The sequence below is a fragment of the Mucilaginibacter sediminis genome (assembly GCF_051903035.1).
In the GTDB taxonomy this organism is placed as follows: domain Bacteria; phylum Bacteroidota; class Bacteroidia; order Sphingobacteriales; family Sphingobacteriaceae; genus Mucilaginibacter.
This window is the reverse complement of sequence record NZ_CP170602.1, coordinates 5,132,094-5,149,744: the sequence shown is the minus strand read 5'-3', so window position 1 is coordinate 5,149,744 and position 17,651 is coordinate 5,132,094. Positions and strand designations below refer to the sequence as shown.

General features: G+C 43.5%; 20 protein-coding genes. 6 read left to right on the top strand and 14 right to left on the bottom strand.

The genetic code is table 11. The features are described from left to right. From ACFGVS_RS21300 to ACFGVS_RS21255, 10 genes are all read right to left on the bottom strand, one after another. Positions 1-684, bottom strand: a complete 684-nt coding sequence (locus ACFGVS_RS21300; protein WP_439695506.1) for a response regulator transcription factor — start codon at positions 682-684, stop codon at positions 1-3. A gap of 9 nt (positions 685-693) precedes the next feature. Then, complete coding sequence (locus ACFGVS_RS21295) at positions 694-1,566, bottom strand: hypothetical protein (RefSeq protein ID WP_439695505.1); 873 nt, start codon at positions 1,564-1,566, stop codon at positions 694-696. A gap of 33 nt (positions 1,567-1,599) precedes the next feature. Continuing rightward, positions 1,600-1,938 carry a hypothetical protein gene (locus ACFGVS_RS21290; protein WP_090638468.1) on the bottom strand — a complete coding sequence of 113 codons (339 nt, stop codon included), beginning with the start codon at positions 1,936-1,938 and terminating at the stop codon, positions 1,600-1,602. A 189-nt stretch (positions 1,939-2,127) separates the two neighbouring features. Then, complete coding sequence (locus tag ACFGVS_RS21285; protein ID WP_090638462.1) at positions 2,128-3,069, bottom strand: FAD:protein FMN transferase; 942 nt, start codon at positions 3,067-3,069, stop codon at positions 2,128-2,130. 333 nt (positions 3,070-3,402) lie between these two features. Continuing rightward, positions 3,403-4,056 (bottom strand): metal-dependent transcriptional regulator, encoded by a 654-nt coding sequence (locus tag ACFGVS_RS21280; RefSeq protein ID WP_274210987.1) that lies wholly within the window; start codon positions 4,054-4,056, stop codon positions 3,403-3,405. A gap of 144 nt (positions 4,057-4,200) precedes the next feature. Then, the gene (locus ACFGVS_RS21275) at positions 4,201-4,809 is read right to left on the bottom strand and encodes a hypothetical protein (RefSeq protein ID WP_090638453.1); all 609 of its coding nucleotides are present in this window, start codon (positions 4,807-4,809) and stop codon (positions 4,201-4,203) included. Positions 4,810-5,010: 201 nt separating this feature from the next. Further along, positions 5,011-5,508 carry a hypothetical protein gene (locus ACFGVS_RS21270; RefSeq protein WP_439695504.1) on the bottom strand — a complete coding sequence of 166 codons (498 nt, stop codon included), beginning with the start codon at positions 5,506-5,508 and terminating at the stop codon, positions 5,011-5,013. 125 nt (positions 5,509-5,633) lie between these two features. Next, positions 5,634-7,379: a S41 family peptidase gene (locus tag ACFGVS_RS21265; RefSeq protein ID WP_439695503.1), complete on the bottom strand. Its 1,746-nt coding sequence runs from the start codon at positions 7,377-7,379 to the stop codon at positions 5,634-5,636. Positions 7,380-7,446: 67 nt separating this feature from the next. Further along, the gene (locus tag ACFGVS_RS21260) at positions 7,447-7,662 is read right to left on the bottom strand and encodes a hypothetical protein (protein ID WP_090638442.1); all 216 of its coding nucleotides are present in this window, start codon (positions 7,660-7,662) and stop codon (positions 7,447-7,449) included. A gap of 78 nt (positions 7,663-7,740) precedes the next feature. Continuing rightward, positions 7,741-8,376 carry a pyridoxamine 5'-phosphate oxidase family protein gene (locus ACFGVS_RS21255; protein WP_439695502.1) on the bottom strand — a complete coding sequence of 212 codons (636 nt, stop codon included), beginning with the start codon at positions 8,374-8,376 and terminating at the stop codon, positions 7,741-7,743. Positions 8,377-8,456: 80 nt separating this feature from the next. Here ACFGVS_RS21255 and ACFGVS_RS21250 point away from each other — a divergent pair, with 80 nt between their 5' ends. The 6 genes from ACFGVS_RS21250 to ACFGVS_RS21225 all read left to right on the top strand — a co-directional run bounded on the left by ACFGVS_RS21250 (position 8,457) and on the right by ACFGVS_RS21225 (position 13,537). Continuing rightward, positions 8,457-9,908, top strand: a complete 1,452-nt coding sequence (locus ACFGVS_RS21250) for a PLP-dependent aminotransferase family protein (RefSeq protein WP_439695501.1) — start codon at positions 8,457-8,459, stop codon at positions 9,906-9,908. Positions 9,909-10,112: 204 nt separating this feature from the next. Then, positions 10,113-10,703 carry a porin family protein gene (locus tag ACFGVS_RS21245; protein ID WP_090638435.1) on the top strand — a complete coding sequence of 197 codons (591 nt, stop codon included), beginning with the start codon at positions 10,113-10,115 and terminating at the stop codon, positions 10,701-10,703. Between the two features lie 143 nt (positions 10,704-10,846). After that, a complete protein-coding gene (locus tag ACFGVS_RS21240; protein ID WP_439695500.1) occupies positions 10,847-11,182 on the top strand; it encodes a tRNA-binding protein in 336 nt (111 codons plus the stop codon). Then, positions 11,183-11,653: a nucleoside deaminase gene (locus tag ACFGVS_RS21235; RefSeq protein ID WP_439695499.1), complete on the top strand. Its 471-nt coding sequence runs from the start codon at positions 11,183-11,185 to the stop codon at positions 11,651-11,653. A gap of 178 nt (positions 11,654-11,831) precedes the next feature. After that, on the top strand, positions 11,832-12,443 hold the full coding sequence (locus ACFGVS_RS21230; RefSeq protein ID WP_090641554.1) for a superoxide dismutase: 612 nt from the start codon (positions 11,832-11,834) through the stop codon (positions 12,441-12,443). Between the two features lie 65 nt (positions 12,444-12,508). Further along, positions 12,509-13,537, top strand: coding sequence for a 2Fe-2S iron-sulfur cluster-binding protein (locus ACFGVS_RS21225; RefSeq protein WP_439695498.1), 1,029 nt, complete (start codon positions 12,509-12,511; stop codon positions 13,535-13,537). A 104-nt stretch (positions 13,538-13,641) separates the two neighbouring features. Here the strand turns inward: ACFGVS_RS21225 and ACFGVS_RS21220 are convergent, their stop codons facing one another. The 4 genes from ACFGVS_RS21220 to ACFGVS_RS21205 all read right to left on the bottom strand — a co-directional run bounded on the left by ACFGVS_RS21220 (position 13,642) and on the right by ACFGVS_RS21205 (position 17,571). Beyond that, the gene (locus ACFGVS_RS21220; protein ID WP_439695497.1) at positions 13,642-14,469 is read right to left on the bottom strand and encodes an N-acetylmuramoyl-L-alanine amidase; all 828 of its coding nucleotides are present in this window, start codon (positions 14,467-14,469) and stop codon (positions 13,642-13,644) included. 121 nt (positions 14,470-14,590) lie between these two features. After that, complete coding sequence (locus tag ACFGVS_RS21215; protein WP_439695496.1) at positions 14,591-15,013, bottom strand: VOC family protein; 423 nt, start codon at positions 15,011-15,013, stop codon at positions 14,591-14,593. Between the two features lie 222 nt (positions 15,014-15,235). Beyond that, complete coding sequence (locus ACFGVS_RS21210; protein WP_439695495.1) at positions 15,236-17,197, bottom strand: TonB family protein; 1,962 nt, start codon at positions 17,195-17,197, stop codon at positions 15,236-15,238. Between the two features lie 2 nt (positions 17,198-17,199). Further along, entirely contained in the window at positions 17,200-17,571 is a 372-nt protein-coding gene (locus ACFGVS_RS21205) for a BlaI/MecI/CopY family transcriptional regulator (RefSeq protein WP_090638409.1), read from the bottom strand. Positions 17,572-17,651 lie beyond the last annotated feature (80 nt).

The following is a 17,651-nucleotide window of genomic DNA, read 5'->3' as shown; positions in this document are numbered from 1 at the left end:
TTAAGCGTTTATCTTTATTTTATATCCAAGCCCCCGCACAGTTTCCAACCAATCGGGCGATGCAAATGCATTTAATTTTTTCCTGATGTTTTTAATGTGCGCATCTATATAATTGGAGTCGTAATCGTTGTTAACCACACTGCCCCAAATATGTTCACTTAACTGCATCCTGGTAAGTGTGCGGTTTTTATGCAGGATGAGGTAAGCAATCAGGTCGAATTCTTTTTTGGTGATGGTATTAACCATGCTTGTACCGTATGATATGGTGCGGTTGGTTAAATCAATCAGGAAACCATCCAGGTCTATAATATTATTTTTAACCCCAAACTTGCGGCGAATAATAGCTTGCATCCGGCTTTGCAGCTCAAGCAATGAAAATGGTTTGGGCAGGTAATCATCGGCACCCAGGTCAAGCCCTTTAATGCGGTCGTTGATTTCGGCGCGGGCGGTTAATATGATACAGGCCGCATCCAAACCCTGTTTTTTTACCTCTTTTAACAAATCGAGCCCATCGTAATCAGGCAAACCCAAATCTATCAGTATAAAATCATATAAATTGGTGGCAATTTTTTCTGACGCCGAAGTACCATTATAACAAACCTCACAGATGTAATTATAATTGGTCAGGAATATTTCCAGCTCATGTGCAAGCGCTTTTTCGTCTTCAATAATTAAAACATTCATGCGCTGGTATTAATAAAACAAGTAGAAGAATGTAAAGTTAAAAAACGATTCTTTATGGTTTTCGAGCATCCCCTCTACGTTAACCGGAATAGAATAACGCCATGAAGCCTCAAGGGTGTAATGGGGCCTGTTATAAGCAATGGGCACCTTAAAGCTGTAGTTAAGCATTTTAAACTTGCGGTTATACCGTGCGGAGTTTGCATCATCGTACACATATATGTTGTCAATATCCTGTTTAAAACGATGGTCTACAGAGTATCGCTGCACAAAATTTTGGGTTCCCGTTATAAAATTGAATGATGGATTAAATGAAAGGTAATCCTGATCATCAAAAATGCTCCAGCTTGTTTCAATGTATTTGGAGTTTGTAACGGTAACAAAAAAATCGTTTGATTTGCCAAAAAGGTAGTCCGCAATAACGCTGGTTTTCAAAAACTTCCAATCATATGCGTTTTTCAGGTTAATATCATTTGACGAAGCCGATTTGATTACGTTGGCTTGCTTATTAAAAATAAACCGGGTATAGCTTACCGTGCCCGAAAACTTTTTAGACAGTTTGTAAAAGTATCCGCCGCCAACATCAACTTCATCAACCGGCGCATACCCCAAAACCTTTAATACCGAACCATACGCAAAAAAACCTTGTTTGCTGTTATAAATAACATCGCCGGTAACAAAGGGATATTTAACAGGGCTGGTACGTCCGAAAAAGAGGGCGTCGCTGCCATAATTCACCCCCACCGAAACAGATTTTTTCCTGATGATGGTATCTGTATCGGCCACAATATGGATGTTGCCACCGGTCAAAAACCGGTTGTTAATACCTGTGGCATATAAGGCATTACTGCCGGCAATAAAAAAAAATAAGCAAAGGTACTTCATCAAAAATTGGTAAATTGTTTGTTAACCACCTGTTTAATCGCCATTTCGTCGAGGTATTTCCGGCGGACGCTCCAGCCCTTCGGGCCGGCGCTGTCTTTTCGGCTTAGGTTTGGGCGCCACAGGTAGAGTGTTTTCATTCACCTTTGCGGGCTTGGCCTGCCGTTTTGCTTTAGCTACCTCTTTAATTTTATTTTTTTCTTCCTGCTCTTTTTTACTTTTTGATAACGTAGTATCGGCCGGTAAATTATGATGCTGCAACGTAACCGTATAATGGTATTCAACAGGATTTGATGGGCTGTTTGTAGTACCGGCATCAGATAAATGTGGCGTAAATATCAATAACAGTACAATATACGCAAACCACTTTACCATTGAGAGGAAGAAAAACTTAAAATTATATTCAAATATCGGTCAATATAAACAGTAATACCCAAATTGGGGGTACTGTTGATAACAATTATCACCTGTTTATTTAAGCAAGGGAAAATGCTTAGACAAACAAGTGATTACACGCTTGCCGGAATAATTATGATTGGTTTAAAATAAATAAGATTAAAGGTGTTATATGCTGATGCCTTTTGACATATAAACGCGGTCCTGGTCGTCAATAATAACACAGGCAATTTGATTTAGCTGGTTAATTAAATACATGCCGGCGTTAATGCCAATGCTAATCATAGGAGATGCCATGGCATCGGCCAATTCGGCGGTTGGGCTAAGCACGCTTACGCTTTTAATTTCGCTTACCGGGAAACCTTTATTGGCACTGGCAATACTTTGAAATTTTTTCTTGCTGATGCTTGCATATTTTTCGGCATTTACCGATGTGGCAAACGCCATATTGCTAATGTTAAGGTGGGCAAATGGTTGTTTCCGTTGTTCCGGATCAGCAGTGCCTACCGTCCATGGTTTGTTATTAGGCTGTGTGCCCCAGGTTAGCAAATCGCCACCTGAATTAATAACGCCGCTGCTTACGCCATTCATTTGCAAAATAAATTTTGCCCTGTCGGCGGCGTATCCCTTACTGTTGGCTCCAAAGCCAATGCGCATACCTTTTTCCTTTAAAAAAATAGTTTGTTTGCCGGCATCAAGTACAACATTTTGATAGTTGGTTTGCATTACCGAGTATGGGGCCGTTTTAACAGTCACGTTTTCAACCGAAGTTGTATCGTTGCCGGTATTACCGGTGAAATAGGTAATATCAAAAGCACCGTGTGTAAGTTCAGATATCTGTAAAGCACGGCTAATTAACCTGAAAATTTCGCCATTGGCTTTTACCGGGGCCACACCGGCTTCGCGGTTAATTTGTTTAATATTGCTGTGGTCGCCAAAAGCCGAAAGCAGTTTTTCGACCCGGTTGATCTCGTCGATAGCGATTTCTATTTGTTCATTGGCCAATAAAGGATCACTTCCAACCACACTAATCTCAAATTTATCACCCATAGCGTGTACATTACGTTTGTAGGTGGTTAAATTGTTACCTAAAGTTTTTACTGCCAGCATAAAATAAATTTTTTATCGTCAAAAATCAAACTACTCTAATCCCGCCGTAGGATGATTTTGTTTATAACAAAAATGTTACCTCTCACCTCTACAACAACTAAGGTAGATTGCTTATATGAAAATAAGATGAAAACAAGATTGCGAATAACGTAAATCAGGGATTTGGCTATAAATTGGAGCAAATAGCAAGGAATAAAGACAAAAAAATGACACTTTTTTCAAATAGTCAGAAGGGCTATTTATTTCGCGCAAATACGCAAAGAAGTCAAGGCGCAAAGTATTTGTTTGTCTTTCTTTGCTCCTTAGTGCCTTCGCTTGAAAAAAATCCGCCTCTCAATCAATCAAAATATTCTCGCCAAATTTTTGCGACACGGTAGTGTTTTCCTTACCATTGATACTGATTACCAGCGAGTCGTCAAAAGGTATTTTTTCAATTAGCAGGATGTGGGTACCTATACCAATATTAAGCTTGATAAGGTATTGCAAAAACGAATTGCTGGTATCGCGCACGGCAGCCACGCGACATGCCGCACCAGGTTTAAGATCGGTTAACGTTACCGAAAATGATTTAGGCACCTTTCCGTTGGCTTTTGGAATGGGATCGCCGTGAGGATCATATTCAGGGAAGCCCAGGAACTTGTCAAGCCTATCGGCCAAAGTTGCATCACTTATATGCTCAAGTTCTTCGGCAATATCGTGGATCTCGTCCCAATGATAGCCCAGTTTTTCTAACAGAAACACCTCCCAAAGGCGGTGCCTGCGTACAATTAGTATGGCATCTTTTAAACCTTGTGGGGTAAGCTTTACGCCCACCTTTTTATCATAGGCAATCAGCTCCTTTTCGGTAAGCTTCCTGATCATATCAACTACCGAGGCGGGATTATTACCCAGCGCTTCGGCTATAGCAGTTGGCGTTATTTTAACATCCTTTTGCTGTGCGATACGGTAAATGGCCTTTAGATAATTTTCTTCTGATAATGTATACATCCGTTGTTGAACTGGGAACGTACAAACATAAATAAAAACCAGCCGGTTTGTAATAGTTAGGGATGCCTAAATATTGCCAACCCGTTTTAAACAAAACAGGCCCCCATGTTACCGGAGGCCTGTTTTGCTGTTTTTATTTGGTTATTAGTGATGACCATGACCACCGCCATGTTCTCCACCTCCACCATGATTGCCACGACCACCGCCGCCACCATGGTTGCCATGATCGCCACCAAAATGACCGCCGCCGTTGCCATGAAACTGCGGCCCGCGGCCACCATGGTTTCCATTATCGAAGTGGCCATTACCACGGGTGTACGCTACCCTACGGTCATGATTGCCTCTCCAGTAATTGGCATACCTGACATCGCGGCTGTTGCGTATAACAACCTGGTCATGACGGCCCCTGTAGCTGGCATACCTTGTTCTGTAAACATCGTTTCTTACCCATGGGGAGCGCTCATTAATTACCACTTTATAACTGTGGTATAAGTCATAGTTACGATAACGTACCGGTAAATAGGCGCGGTGCACCCACACATTATTATCAAAGTATACATATTGATGTGTTGGCACATCATAGTAAGTATCAATATCGGGCATGTAATAATAGTTGGCGTAATCATATCCAACGGGACCCCAGGCCGGTTGGCTGCCTATGTTTACCCCTAAACTTACGCTTACCTGGGCACTGGCTGTTTTAATAACGAAGCAGCTTAATAATATAGCTGCCGACAGGATGATCTTTTTCATTTGTTTTGTTTTTTAAGTAGTGCCCCTTGTTAACCATCAATAGATTGCCAACCGGTAGCATTGTTTGGATGTATGACAATATTAAATCAAAAAAGTTTAATATAAATCAAACCTCCATGCGAGACGCATGTTCAATACACAAAAAACAGCCCCCCATTTTATCGGAAACCTGTTTTGTATTTAAAAATTAGCAATCAAAAATTAATCTTTGTGACCATGCCCTTTATTGCCATGGCTGGTTTTGCGTACTTCTTTGTGTATAATTACCTTGCGCGAGTTGCCCCGGCCATTACCTGTCCAATGGTTTTTGTATTTAACCTCGCGGCTGTCGCGGATAATAGTTTGATCATGTCTACCCCTATAGTTTGCGTATTTGGTACGGTAAACCGTGTTATGCACCCATGGTGCACGCTCATTAACTACCACTTTGTAGCTATGGTAAACATCGTAATTGCTGTAACGGGGCGGTAACGCAACCGAGTGCACCCATACATTATTGTTAAAATAAACATACTGATGCGCGTTTACATCATAATATGAATCAATGTCGGGCATATAGTAATAATCGGCCCTGTCATAACCGGTTGGCCCCCATTCGGGCTGGCTGCCAATATTAATACTTAAACTAATCTGGGCGCTTGCGGGCTTTATTGCTAAACAGCCTAAAAAAATAGCGGCTGTTAAAATTATCTTTTTCATAGTGTTATTGTTTTGTTTCGATGTATGACAATAACCGACAGAAAAAGTTTAGTTTAAAGCATAGGCCGGAGGAGTAACTAATCAGTTACAATAATTTCAGAGGGGCTAATTGTCAGTTGCGGAGTTTAGTTATTGTCGTCGTCGGTGTCTTTCTCGGCCGCAACCTTTTTACCTGCCATGGCCAGCATCGGTTTACCAATTACTTTGTAATTGCCTTCGCCTTTAAGGATGGATGCCAGCTGGGTTTTGTCCTGCATGGTTTTTACGGCCTGGGCCAGTTCTTTATCGTATTTAAAGTTTACTTCGTAGCGGCCCTTTTCGTAGTAATAGCGGGAGGCTATTTCGTTTTCAAGTATCTGCTTAATCTCGTCCTTATGTAGCTGAAGGTCGTTCTTTTTGGTAGCCATCAGCTTGGCTTTCAACACATCGTACTCCGCCTGTATGTCGGTAAACTGTTTTTCTTTGGTGGCTTCGGTCTTCAGGCTGTTCAGTACCTTTTCTGATGAGGTGGTGTAGTTGTAGTTTTTATCGGCCAGGTATTTCACAAAATCACCGTATTCGCCATCAGATAACACGAACGATTTTGTATCGGCTATTTTAGCATGCTTATCGCGGTAAACGGTGGCGTAATCAAATATCAGCAGCTTACCCACCAGCGCCTGGGTTACATTGGCAAATTTTTCCTGTTTAATAAAAATATCGGGGTAAATGGCGCTCCCGTCATAAACCGAGCGGCCATTTTTAGTTTTAAACTCGTGGATTAATGAATCGGCAACTTTAACCACGCTGCCATCGTCCTTACGATGTGTGTAGTCCAACTCCTGGATGCAACGGCCCGATGGGATATAGTATTTGGCTATGGTAATTTTAACCAGGCTGTTATACGGCAGGTTAAAAGTTTGCTGTACCAGGCCTTTGCCATAGCTGCGTTGCCCAATAATAATAGCCCGGTCAAGGTCTTGTAACGAGCCGGCAACAATTTCTGACGCTGATGCCGAATGACTGTTAACCAATACTACCAACGGCAGGTTTGGCTCAAGCGGCGCGCTTACGGTACTGTAAGTAAAATTCTTTTCTTTTATTTTTCCTTTTTGCGATACCACTTCTACATCCTTCTGTACAAAAAGGTTTACGATTTTTACAGCCTCCTGCAAAATACCGCCGCCGTTTGAACGAAGATCGAGGATAATGCCATTAGGGTTATTCTTTTTTAGGGTTACCAGGGCGTTGGTTACTTCGGCTGCCGAGTTTTCTAAAAACTTATCCAGCTTAATATAGCCCATATTACCCTGCACCATACCAAAGTAGGATACGTTTGGCTGTTTTATTTCATCGCGCAACAGGTTTTTTTCAAAAGGCTGAGGAACATTATCGCGTTTAATAAAGAGCTTGATGGCCGCCCCTTTTGATCCTTTAAGTAAAAGGCTTACCTGGTCGTTGTTTTTTCCGTTAAGATCAATGTCGTTTATTTTTAGCACCTGGTCGCCAGGGTGTATATCGCCCTTTTGCGCCGGGAAACCTTCAAATACATCAGATACGTATACTTTGCCGTTGCGGGTAAAAATGCTTGCGCCAATGCCGCCGTATTGGGTACTTACATAGTGCAGCTTATAATCTTCAATTTCCGACTCGGGTACAAATTCGGTATAGGGATCCAAACCATCCAGCATAGCATCTACGCCGGTTTTTACCAGTTTGGCCGAGTTAACGTTATCAACGTAGTTAATATTAACTTCTTTATAAACTGATGCAAAAACATCCAGGTTTTTCGAGATCTGGAAAAGGTCATCGTCAAAAGCCGCAACACCAACAGCCAGCGTTACAATGCCAGCAAACAAGCCTATCTTTTTGTATTTTTTTGAGATCACCATACCCGGTACAACATTAAAGCATATAAAAATACGAAAAGCTTATCGATTTTTACAATTGAACGCTTATTTACAGCCTGTTATTGTCAATATTCACCAAAGCTTTTTTCAGGGTGAACACCACATATTCCCTGTTACGGTTTACAAGCTCCATAAGTTTGGTTATCAGGGCTTCCTCCTGTCCTTCGGTATATTTTAATTGCTCATCGCTCAGGTTGTTGTATTTGCGTTGAACTTTAATTTTTACACGTTCCCAATCTTTATTAGAGATACTGATTTCGGCCATTGTTAAATTATTTTAAGCAAAAATATAAAAAATACACGTTGGCTGAATTAAAAATGAGGTTGCACGCCCTTTTTAACATTAAATTACAGCAAGATGAGGCGGCACTGGCAATCCTTCACTCAGTTTATCGGGAATGGGCGTCAGTCGTTTGGTTTGCAGGGGGATAAGGCCCGACCAAATGGGCAGTTCCAGGTCGTCGTCGTCATCAACCGGCATGCCTGTGCGCAACTTAGCCGATGCCTCATCAATTTTAAATGCAAGGGCGGTGGTTTTAAGCACTTCCCTGTCGGTTATAGGGCGCAGATAATCCCAGCTGCCGGGTACAATCTTTTCGGTAAGCCATTTAAAAGCCTCGGTTTTATCGGCTACGCTTTCAATTTTTTCTGCCTGCGCAAATATCACTACCGACCGGTAATTTACCGAGTGGTGAAATGCCGATTTGGCTACCACCAATTCATCCATCAGGGCAACGGTAATGCAAACCGGGATGCCTTTTTCCAGTTCGCGCATCAAATGGCTGCCTACCGAGCCATGTACATAAATGCGGCTGCCGTACCGCACAAACGCGGTGGGGATAGCGTAAGGTTTGTTATCTGCCGAATAGCTGATGGTGCAATATAACGCTTCATCCAGGATACTGTTGATAGTTTCGGGCTCGTAATTTGCCCTTTTTGCTGCCCTGCTGGGGATAAGATGTGCCGGTGGATTTGCCATGATTTTGTTTTTTGATAAAATTATGCGTTTATTGGATGGCGACAATGCTCCAGATAACACAAAACAGGTAGTCCAATTTCATGCAGATATATTCATCAAGCTTAATAATTGATAAAAAGGTACCGTTGCCGGTTTATATTCAGCTGGCCAACCAACTTATGGCGATGGTAAAAGGGGGTACGTTACAGCCCGGCCACCGGTTGCCCAGTACCCGGCAGCTGGCCACTTTACTAAACCTGCACCGTAAAACAGTGATAAGGGCTTATGACGAATTGCTGGCCCAGGGCTGGCTGCAAAGCCATGCGGGCAGCGGAACTTTTGTGGCCGGCCATTTACCGGTAACAAAGCCCCGGCAGTTGTTAAATAATAGTCCCGATGTAGCTAAAGTAGCCGGCTTTAGCATAAAGGAAGCGCCGCACCTGCAGCGCGGGATCGTCGATTTAAACATTGATCTGCACCTTGACGATGGTTTCCCAGACACCCGCATGGCACCGGTAACCGAACTTTCGAGAGCTTACCGCACACAGCTTTTAACAGGCAACCCTTATACCCGTTTGGGTTACGCCGACCCGAAAGGGTCAGCGTGGTTGCGTACGGAGTTGGCTACTTATTTAAATATTACCCGCGGCCTGCGGGTTACGCCGGCCAATATCCTGATAGTACGGGGCACTGTTATGGGGCTTTATTTAGCCTGCACCGGACTGCTGCAAGCCGACGACACCGTAGTTACCGCCGAACCGGGCTGGGCGGGTGCCGAAGCCAATTTTTTACAGGCCGGGGCAAACCTGTTAAAAGTGCCGGTTGATGAACATGGATTGGATGTAGATAGGCTTGATGAACTTTGCAGCAGGCAAACCGTGCGCCTGGTGTACGTAACGTCGCACCATCATTACCCCACAACGGTAGCCTTGCGGCCCGATAGGAGGGTGCACTTGCTTGAGCTGGCCCGAAAGCATGGCTTCATAATTTTTGAAGATGATTATGATTACGATTTTCATTACCAAAACAAACCGCTGATGCCATTGGCCAGCGCCGATGATGCGGGGATGGTGTTGTATTGTGGCGCTTTTTCCAAAAGTATTTCGCCGGCCATAAGGGTGGGGTATTTGGTTGGCCCCGAAAACGTGATTGAACATTTGGCCCAATTACGGCGCACCATTGACCGCCAGGGCGATACTATGCTGGAGAATGCCATGGCCGAGCTATTGCAAAATGGTGTAATACAACGCCATCTCCGTAAATCATTACGGGTATACCAACAGCGGCGTGATGTTTTTTGCGGATTATTGAATAATCGCCTAAAAAATCACGTACAATTTAAAGTGCCCGAAGGGGGGATGGCCGTGTGGACTTATTTTGATTCGTCGATAGATTTGAACAGGCTTGCCCAAAATGCCTTAAAAAAAGGACTGTATTTCCAGGGCGGGAATAGCCTGCTGACACCAAATTTTACCAGGCTGGGCTTTGCCTCCTCGACCCCGGCAGAGCTGGAGCAATGTGTAGATATACTGGAAAAATTACTGGCAAAATAGCCTCAAGCGTTAGCCCTGTTAAAATTATTTTGGCCGGATTATAAAAAACGGGCGAAAGCAACGTTTAAAACTTTGGCGCGTCAATTGATAGGCAATAAAACAGGCTATCAACACAGCCAGTTTGTAAACTAACTATGTAAACAAGGGGTTTGGTTATAATTATTCGAAAAAATTATAGCTTCGCCCCGCTAAAAATTAAAATTTATGAAAAAGTATTTATTAAGTGCCGCATTACTGATAGCAGTGAGCATCAGCGCGCAGGCACAGTTTTCTTTAGGTGTTAAAGGTGGTGTCAATTTTTCTAAAATCAATACTTCCGCCGTTGGCGAGTCTTCTGTAACTGGTTACCAGGCCGGCTTATTTGCCCGGGTTGGTAGCGGCTTGTATTTACAACCAGAACTTTATTTAGCCAGTAAGGGAGGAAAGTTTGATTTTCAGGCAACTGATGGTACCACTGTAACAACAGAGGGTAAAGTTAAATTTACTACGTTGAATGTACCATTGCTTTTGGGCAAGTCATTTGGGGCCAAAAACCTGAATTTCAGAGTTATGGCAGGCCCTGTTTATAGCTATGCTCTTGATAAAAATCAAAGTTTTAGCGATAACGTAAACGGCGCTTACCAGGATTTTGGTAACTACAACAAAAGCACATTAGGTTTCCAGGCTGGTGCCGGCGTTGATATCGGCGCAATAACTGCCGATCTGCGTTACGAGGGTGGCTTATCCAAAGTAAACTCTAACTATGGTCAGCGCCAAAACCTTTGGGCTTTAAGCGTTGGTTTTAAGATTTTATAGGCCGACAGCCAACCAACAATAACAAATAATAAACAAACCCCGATATGCTGAACCAATGGCATATCGGGGTTTGTTGTGTTATAGCTGTTACAAGTTAGCAAATGCCCCTTGATTCTATTCCACATGTTTTTACCTTTGCCCCTATGGAAACCATCACCTGGCAAAATTTTGAGCAAGTGGAACTGCGGACAGGAACCATATTAGAGGTCCTTGATTTCCCGGAGGCACGCAGGCCTGCCTACAAGGTGAGGGTTGATTTTGGCGAATTTGGCATCAAATGGTCGAGCGCACAAATTACTAAACACTATACAAAGGACACCCTTATTGGCAGGCAGATTTTGGGGGTGATCAATTTCCCTAAAAAGCAAATTGGCAAATTCATGTCGGAATTTTTGGTGACCGGCTTTGCCGATGAAAATGGCGACATTGTGCTGGCAGCCGTTGATAAAGCCGTGCCCAACGGCAGTAAACTGATTTAAATGAGGTATATAAATTTCGAAGACGAACCCGCCGTATCTCCCGACGATTTTTTTATGGGCGAGGCTTTAAAAGAGGCACGCTACGCACTTGAGGAAGATGAGATACCGATTGGCGCTATAGTAACATATGGCGGCAAAATCATTGGCCGCGGCCATAACCTTACCGAACGCCTTAACGATGTATCGGCCCATGCCGAAATGCAGGCGCTTACCGCAGCTGCAAATTCAATGGGGGGTAAATATTTACAAGGATGCACCTTGTATGTTACTATGGAGCCCTGTGTAATGTGTGCCGGGGCATCCTACTGGTTCCAGGTGGCGCGGATAGTTTTTGGGGCCTACGATGTTAAACTGGGTTTTGGCAGGCTTAACCAAAAAATAACGCACCCTAAAACCGTAATCACCGGCGGCATCCGCGAAAACGAATGCTCGGAGCTGGTGAAGAATTTTTTCAGGGGGAAGAGGAAGTAGGAAGCAGTTCATGGTCAATAGACCATAATCCATGGCCAAAATAATTATATCAGCGTTGCTATGGACTATGGTCTATTGACCATGGACTTAAAGAAAACATGACAATAAATTAGAACAAAAAGTAAAATCTACTCTTATATTTGTTACACAACAATCATTAAACTTTAAAATTGTAATTATGGCATTTACACTACCGGCGTTATCCTACGCTACCGATGCATTGGAACCGCACATTGATAAACTTACTATGGAAATTCACCATGGTAAACATCACCAGGCTTACGTTACTAATTTAAATAAAGCCCTTGAAGGTAAGCCAGAAGCTGATAGCAGCATTGAGGATATCATCAAAAACATTTCAAAATTCGCGCCTGCTGTACGCAACAATGGCGGTGGTCATTACAACCACACCCTGTTCTGGACTTTGCTTTCACCAAATGGCGGCGGCGAACCTACAGGTGCCTTAGCTGCTGCAATTACCAGCACTTTTGGTTCAATTGCCGATTTAAAAACTAAAGTTAACGAAGCCGGTGCAACCCGTTTTGGCTCGGGCTGGGCATGGTTAATTGTTACTGCTGATAAAAAACTGGCCGTTTGCTCAACTCCAAACCAGGATAACCCTTTAATGGATATTGCCGAAGTAAAAGGCACCCCTATTTTAGGTATCGATGTTTGGGAACATGCTTATTACCTTAAATATCAAAATCGCCGTCCTGATTATCTGGCGGGCATCTGGAGCGTAATCAACTGGGCACATGTTGCCGAGCTTTATGCAAAAGCAATAGCTTAATTGTAAGCAGGTATTTAAAAACAGAAACGGCCCCGTACAACGCAACGGGGCCGTTTTTTTAACATATGACCATCGATATACTAAAACTTAAAGTTGAGCAAATTAAGTGGGAAACTCCGGATACGGCCACCTTTTACCTGTCCAATTCGTCGGGCCCGCCTTTGCGTTATAAAGCCGGGCAATTTCTGACACTGATATTTAACCACCGGAGCGAGGAAATCCGCAGGTCGTATTCCCTAAGTTCATCGCCAGACGAGCCACTGCTTTCCATCACCGTAAAGCGTATCAGCAACGGCGAAATTTCGCGCTTTATGCTTACTAAAATAAAGGTTGGCGATATGCTCAATGCCCTGGCGCCGGCGGGCAGGTTTATAGTGAGTGGTTATGAACAAGATAAATCTATATTATTTTTTGCAGGCGGCAGTGGCATTGCCCCTATATTTTCGCAGGTAAAATATATCCTGAACCGGGCAGGCAAAAGCCGGCTTACAATTATTTACAGCAGTCAGGATGCCAGCGCCATACTGTTTAAAAACGAGCTTAATCAACTGGCCATACGGTATGCCAATAGGTTTGCTGTTATCCACCTTCTAAGCAGCGAAGCCAATCGGCTAAATGCCGATAGGGTTGAAACCTTAACCCGGCAAATAGTACCTGCAAAACTTAAAAATGCCGAATTTTACCTCTGCGGCCCATTCCCGTACATGCGGATGATCCGCTTTGCGTTGATATATATGGGGATTGAACCCGGCCAGATCCGGAAGGAAAATTTTGTTTTAGAGACCGTAGCGGTAACCGGTTCCACCACCAATTTCCCTCCCCGTAACATCAGGATCAGATTCAAAGGCGAGTTGCATGATTTGCCCGTGGGCGAAAACCAATCTATTTTACAGGCCGCCCTGCAAAACAATTTGCCCCTGCCCTATAGCTGCCGTAATGGTGTATGCTCTACTTGCATCGCCAGACGCGTTAGCGGCGAGGTGGAGATGGCCAAAAACGATGTGCTCACCGATACCGATATAGCCGCTGGCCTGGTACTCACCTGCACCGGCCATCCGGTAAGCAACAATGTGGAGATATTCTTTGATGAGTAGTTTATTGAAGGGCAAAAGTGGAAAAACAAAAGAGCAGGGATAATAAATAAAGTTAGATAAGAAATCTCATTCTCCGGATCGAGCTCCCAGGCCTTGTCTTTCTTTTAATATTTCCTGTAAACATTGTATAATACATTCAAATCAAGCTGACTCATAACCGGGCTGTCCTCTACCTGTACAAAGTGGCGTTTAAAGGCGGTTATGGCGGCGGACAGGTTACTGGTATCGTAACCTATCAGGCGCAGCGCGGTAGCATAGTCAAAGTTGTCGGGCGGAAGTTCAAGCAGCTCATCGCTCCAGAATCCGAAGCCTTTGGTTGCCAGTAACTTCCAGGGGAACAGTGGCCCCGGATCGGGCTTGCGGGCCGGCGCAATATCCTGGTGGCCAATGAAGTTGGCTGTTGGAATGTTATAAGTTTTTTTAAGCTGTGCCAGCAGCGCCAGCAGGCTTTTCACCTGTACATCATTAAAAGGCTCGTGTCCGTTGTTATCAATTTCGATACCTATCGAGCAGCTGTTCATATCGGTAATGCTGCCCCACTTGCTGATGCCGGCCTGCCAGGCACGCAGGTAATCGTTTAGCATGTGGTATACCTTGCCATCCTTGGCTACCACGTAATGGGCGCTCACCTGCGGCTTTACCAGTGTAAAGGTTTTGAGGGTTTGTTTGGCCGAATCCTGGGCTGTAAAATGGATGATCACATAATTAGGCTTCCGGGCGTTAAAGTTCACGGTACCAATCCATTCGCTGGGGATCTGGACACCCAGGCTATCCTGTAGCATGGCCGGCTGTTCACGGGATATCACTTCAAGTACTGAGTCTGTTTGGTGTTTGTATACCTTGTTGGTAAGGGCGTAGGGGCCCTTAGGTGAGCAGGATGCAAGGCTGGCTGCTGCAGCCAGGGCCAGTAAAAAGTATGTGGTATTTTTCATGTACGGTAAGCTTAATGCTAAAGTAAGCAAATAACGCTTAAGCCCCTAAGATGTTCAGTTGTGGCCCACAATTGCCAAACATGTTTCAAGAAAGTTTCCTATGTGGAGCACCATATAGCCATTAAAGTCTCTGGTTAAACTCCAGTCGTTCGCCGTCTGGCCCGGTAATATTAAAATATTTACACCCATTTTTCCAAAACTGAAGAAACACCGGTTCGGGCTCTATCACATTAAACCCGGCTTCAGATATTACGTTGAAAGCTTCATCGATATCGGACACGTCAAAGGCCACATGGTCGATATGGCCGTTACCTCTTGCCCGGATTTCTGACAAGCCTGCCCCGGGTAGCTGGTACAGTTCCATTATCATATTGCCTCGTTGCATCATTACGCAGGTACCGGTGCCGCCATTGTCGGTAAAAGGTGCCTCCATTACCTTGTTAAACCCAAGCCGGCTGTAAAATAATTGGGAGGCAGTTACATCGGTAACAGGAATACCAATGTGTTGTATAGCGTTGATTGTTAAATTGACGGCGTTGTTCATGGCAAGAGGTATTTTGCTTTCAGGGTTTATAACGGTGCTAAGCTAAATTAAAAAGATTTAACCGGTAAATAACTCTAACCAGGTGCAATTCAAATTGCCGGGGGCATTAAACTAAAATATTGCTGGTATTAATCGATGATAGTGTTTTTTGAATAGTATAACCTGAGCGTATAATCCACCCATCAGCATACTTGAAATTTGCACATTCATAACCATCCACACCTATTTCTTGATTTTTACCACCACAACGCCATTTTTTCCCTTGTCGCCCCAGAGGGTTATCGCGCTTTTGTCTTTCAAAACGGTTATTGATTCTATTTTATCAACGTCAAGCAGGTTAACTGCCGTTGCAGAGGATATTTCTCCATTCACTACATAAAGCGGTTGATATTTATAATCGGCCTTCCCGGTTAAGCGTAATTGGTGCGATGCATTATCTTTAATTGTATCGCCTGGAGTTTCAACGCCTGTGTAAAACGGCGTGTTATCATTTACTGATATTACTTTGCCCGTTTTAGTTCCGGTAGATTTAATAGGGTGCTTATCATCGTTCAGTTTAAAGCTGATAGGTATGCTGTATTGTACGCGCACCGTTTTACCGGCTTGCTTGCCTGGTATCCAATTGGGCGATAGTTTAAGTACCCTCATTGCTTCCTCATCCACATCAGGACTAACGCTCCTGGAAACCTTGATGTTTGATAATGTACCATCGGTTTCTATCACAAACGTACATATTACCCGCCCTTCTATTCCTTTTTCCCGGGCATCTTTTGGATACTTTATATTGGTGGCCAAAAATTTGCTTAATGCCTCAAAGCCGCCCGGAAAAGCAGGCAAATCAGATACCGTATTGTAAACGTCGGCAGGGGCGGCTACTGGTTGAGCTTCTGCTTTATTAACTTGGTTATCATGTTCCAGTGCAAAACTTATCGGAACGGAGTATTGAGTTCGTACAGGTTTTCCGTTTTGCATCCCGGGCTTCCACCTGGGCGAGAGTGTAAGCACCCGGATAGACTCGGCATCTAACGAAGGATCAATTCCACGTAACGTTTTTATGTGCGATAGTGATCCATCTTCTTCGATAATAAATGAACAAAACTCTCTGCCCTGTATTTTTTTCTCCCTTGCATCTTGCGGATACCTGATATTCATACTTATGAATTTCATAAATCCGGGAACGCCGCCCGGAAACTCGGGCAATTGCTCAACCGACGAAAATACTTTACTCGTATCTGCTTCGGTGCTTTTTCGGGCGTTTGCAAACGGCTGCCTGTCATCAGGCATCATGGAGGCCAGGCCTACCTGCGATGCCGGCATTATAAATATTTCCCTGGCCTTATTGTTGATTGCAGTAACTGTTTTGCTGTTATTAATGGTGGCCGAAGATAAAACCAGCATTAATATAAACAGGGGCGCCGAAAGGCCATATTTTATGAGCGAAATGCGTTGCGATTTGTTTTTTTGCAGCATCATAATGCGTTGTTTCAACAAACTATGATTAAAAAAAGGATTTACCAGCCAGTGTACCGGGCTGTTAAATGTTTGGCTCAACAGTAGCAATGCATAGTCGGCTTTGCTGGCGCCGGCTTGTACGGCCTGCCTGTCGGCAATATACTCGTGAATATGTTTAATAGCAATACGGTACAGGTAAACTACCGGGTTAAACCAGTTAATGATCATCACCATTTCTACAAGCAGCACATCGGCCGAATGCCATTGCTGCGCATGCACTTGCTCATGCGCTTCAATAACGGCATTATCCGGGCTATCTTCACTTAGCTTTACCGTTTTAAAAAAAGAATAAGGCACTTCGGCTTTGGGCATCCGCATAACGCGGCGTAGTTTAAACAACTGCCAGGTAAGCCTGGCCGATAAAATTAAAATGCCCGTTAAATACAAAAATGCCAAAATTTCGCCCATTTTAAGATGGCTGTTTTCTGTTGCACTAAACTGGTATTGAATTACGGGAATGCTATATATAGTATATTTTACCTGTTGGGTTATAAAAAGGTTTTGCACCCAATCGGCCTGTATAACGGGTATAAAAAATGACAGCAATGCCGCCGTGACAAGATAAATTCTGTTTAACTGAAAAAAGGTTTCCTTACGCAGCAACAAAACATAAAACACGTAAAACAAAACCAGGTAAATGTTTACCAGTAATAAATATTGCCACCAGCTCATCGCTATTTGTCTTTAAGTTTTTCAATCAGTTTCATGATCTCGTCAGCCTCTTTAAGGTCAATCTTCTCTTTTTTTACAAAAAAGGAAAGCATGCGGTTAACCGAATTATCAAAATATCCGCTCAATAATTTATCAGATGCAAAATCCTGGTATTGATCTTTACTTACTATCGGGTGGTATTGGTGGCTTTTGCCAAACGCCGTATGCCCTACAAAGCCCTTTGTTTCCAGTATCCTGATAATGGTTGATACCGTGTTATATGCAGGCTTAGGTTCGGGCAACATGTCAATCACATCTTTTACATATGCTTTTTCCAGTTGCCATAATACCTGCATTAATTGTTCTTCGGCGCGGGTTAACTCTTTAATTTCCATGTGCTTTGTGTAAAAATGCCAATGCTTATTTAAAATCGCAGTGGCTTGTCCAATTGGTTAATCTAAGTTATAAACTATAA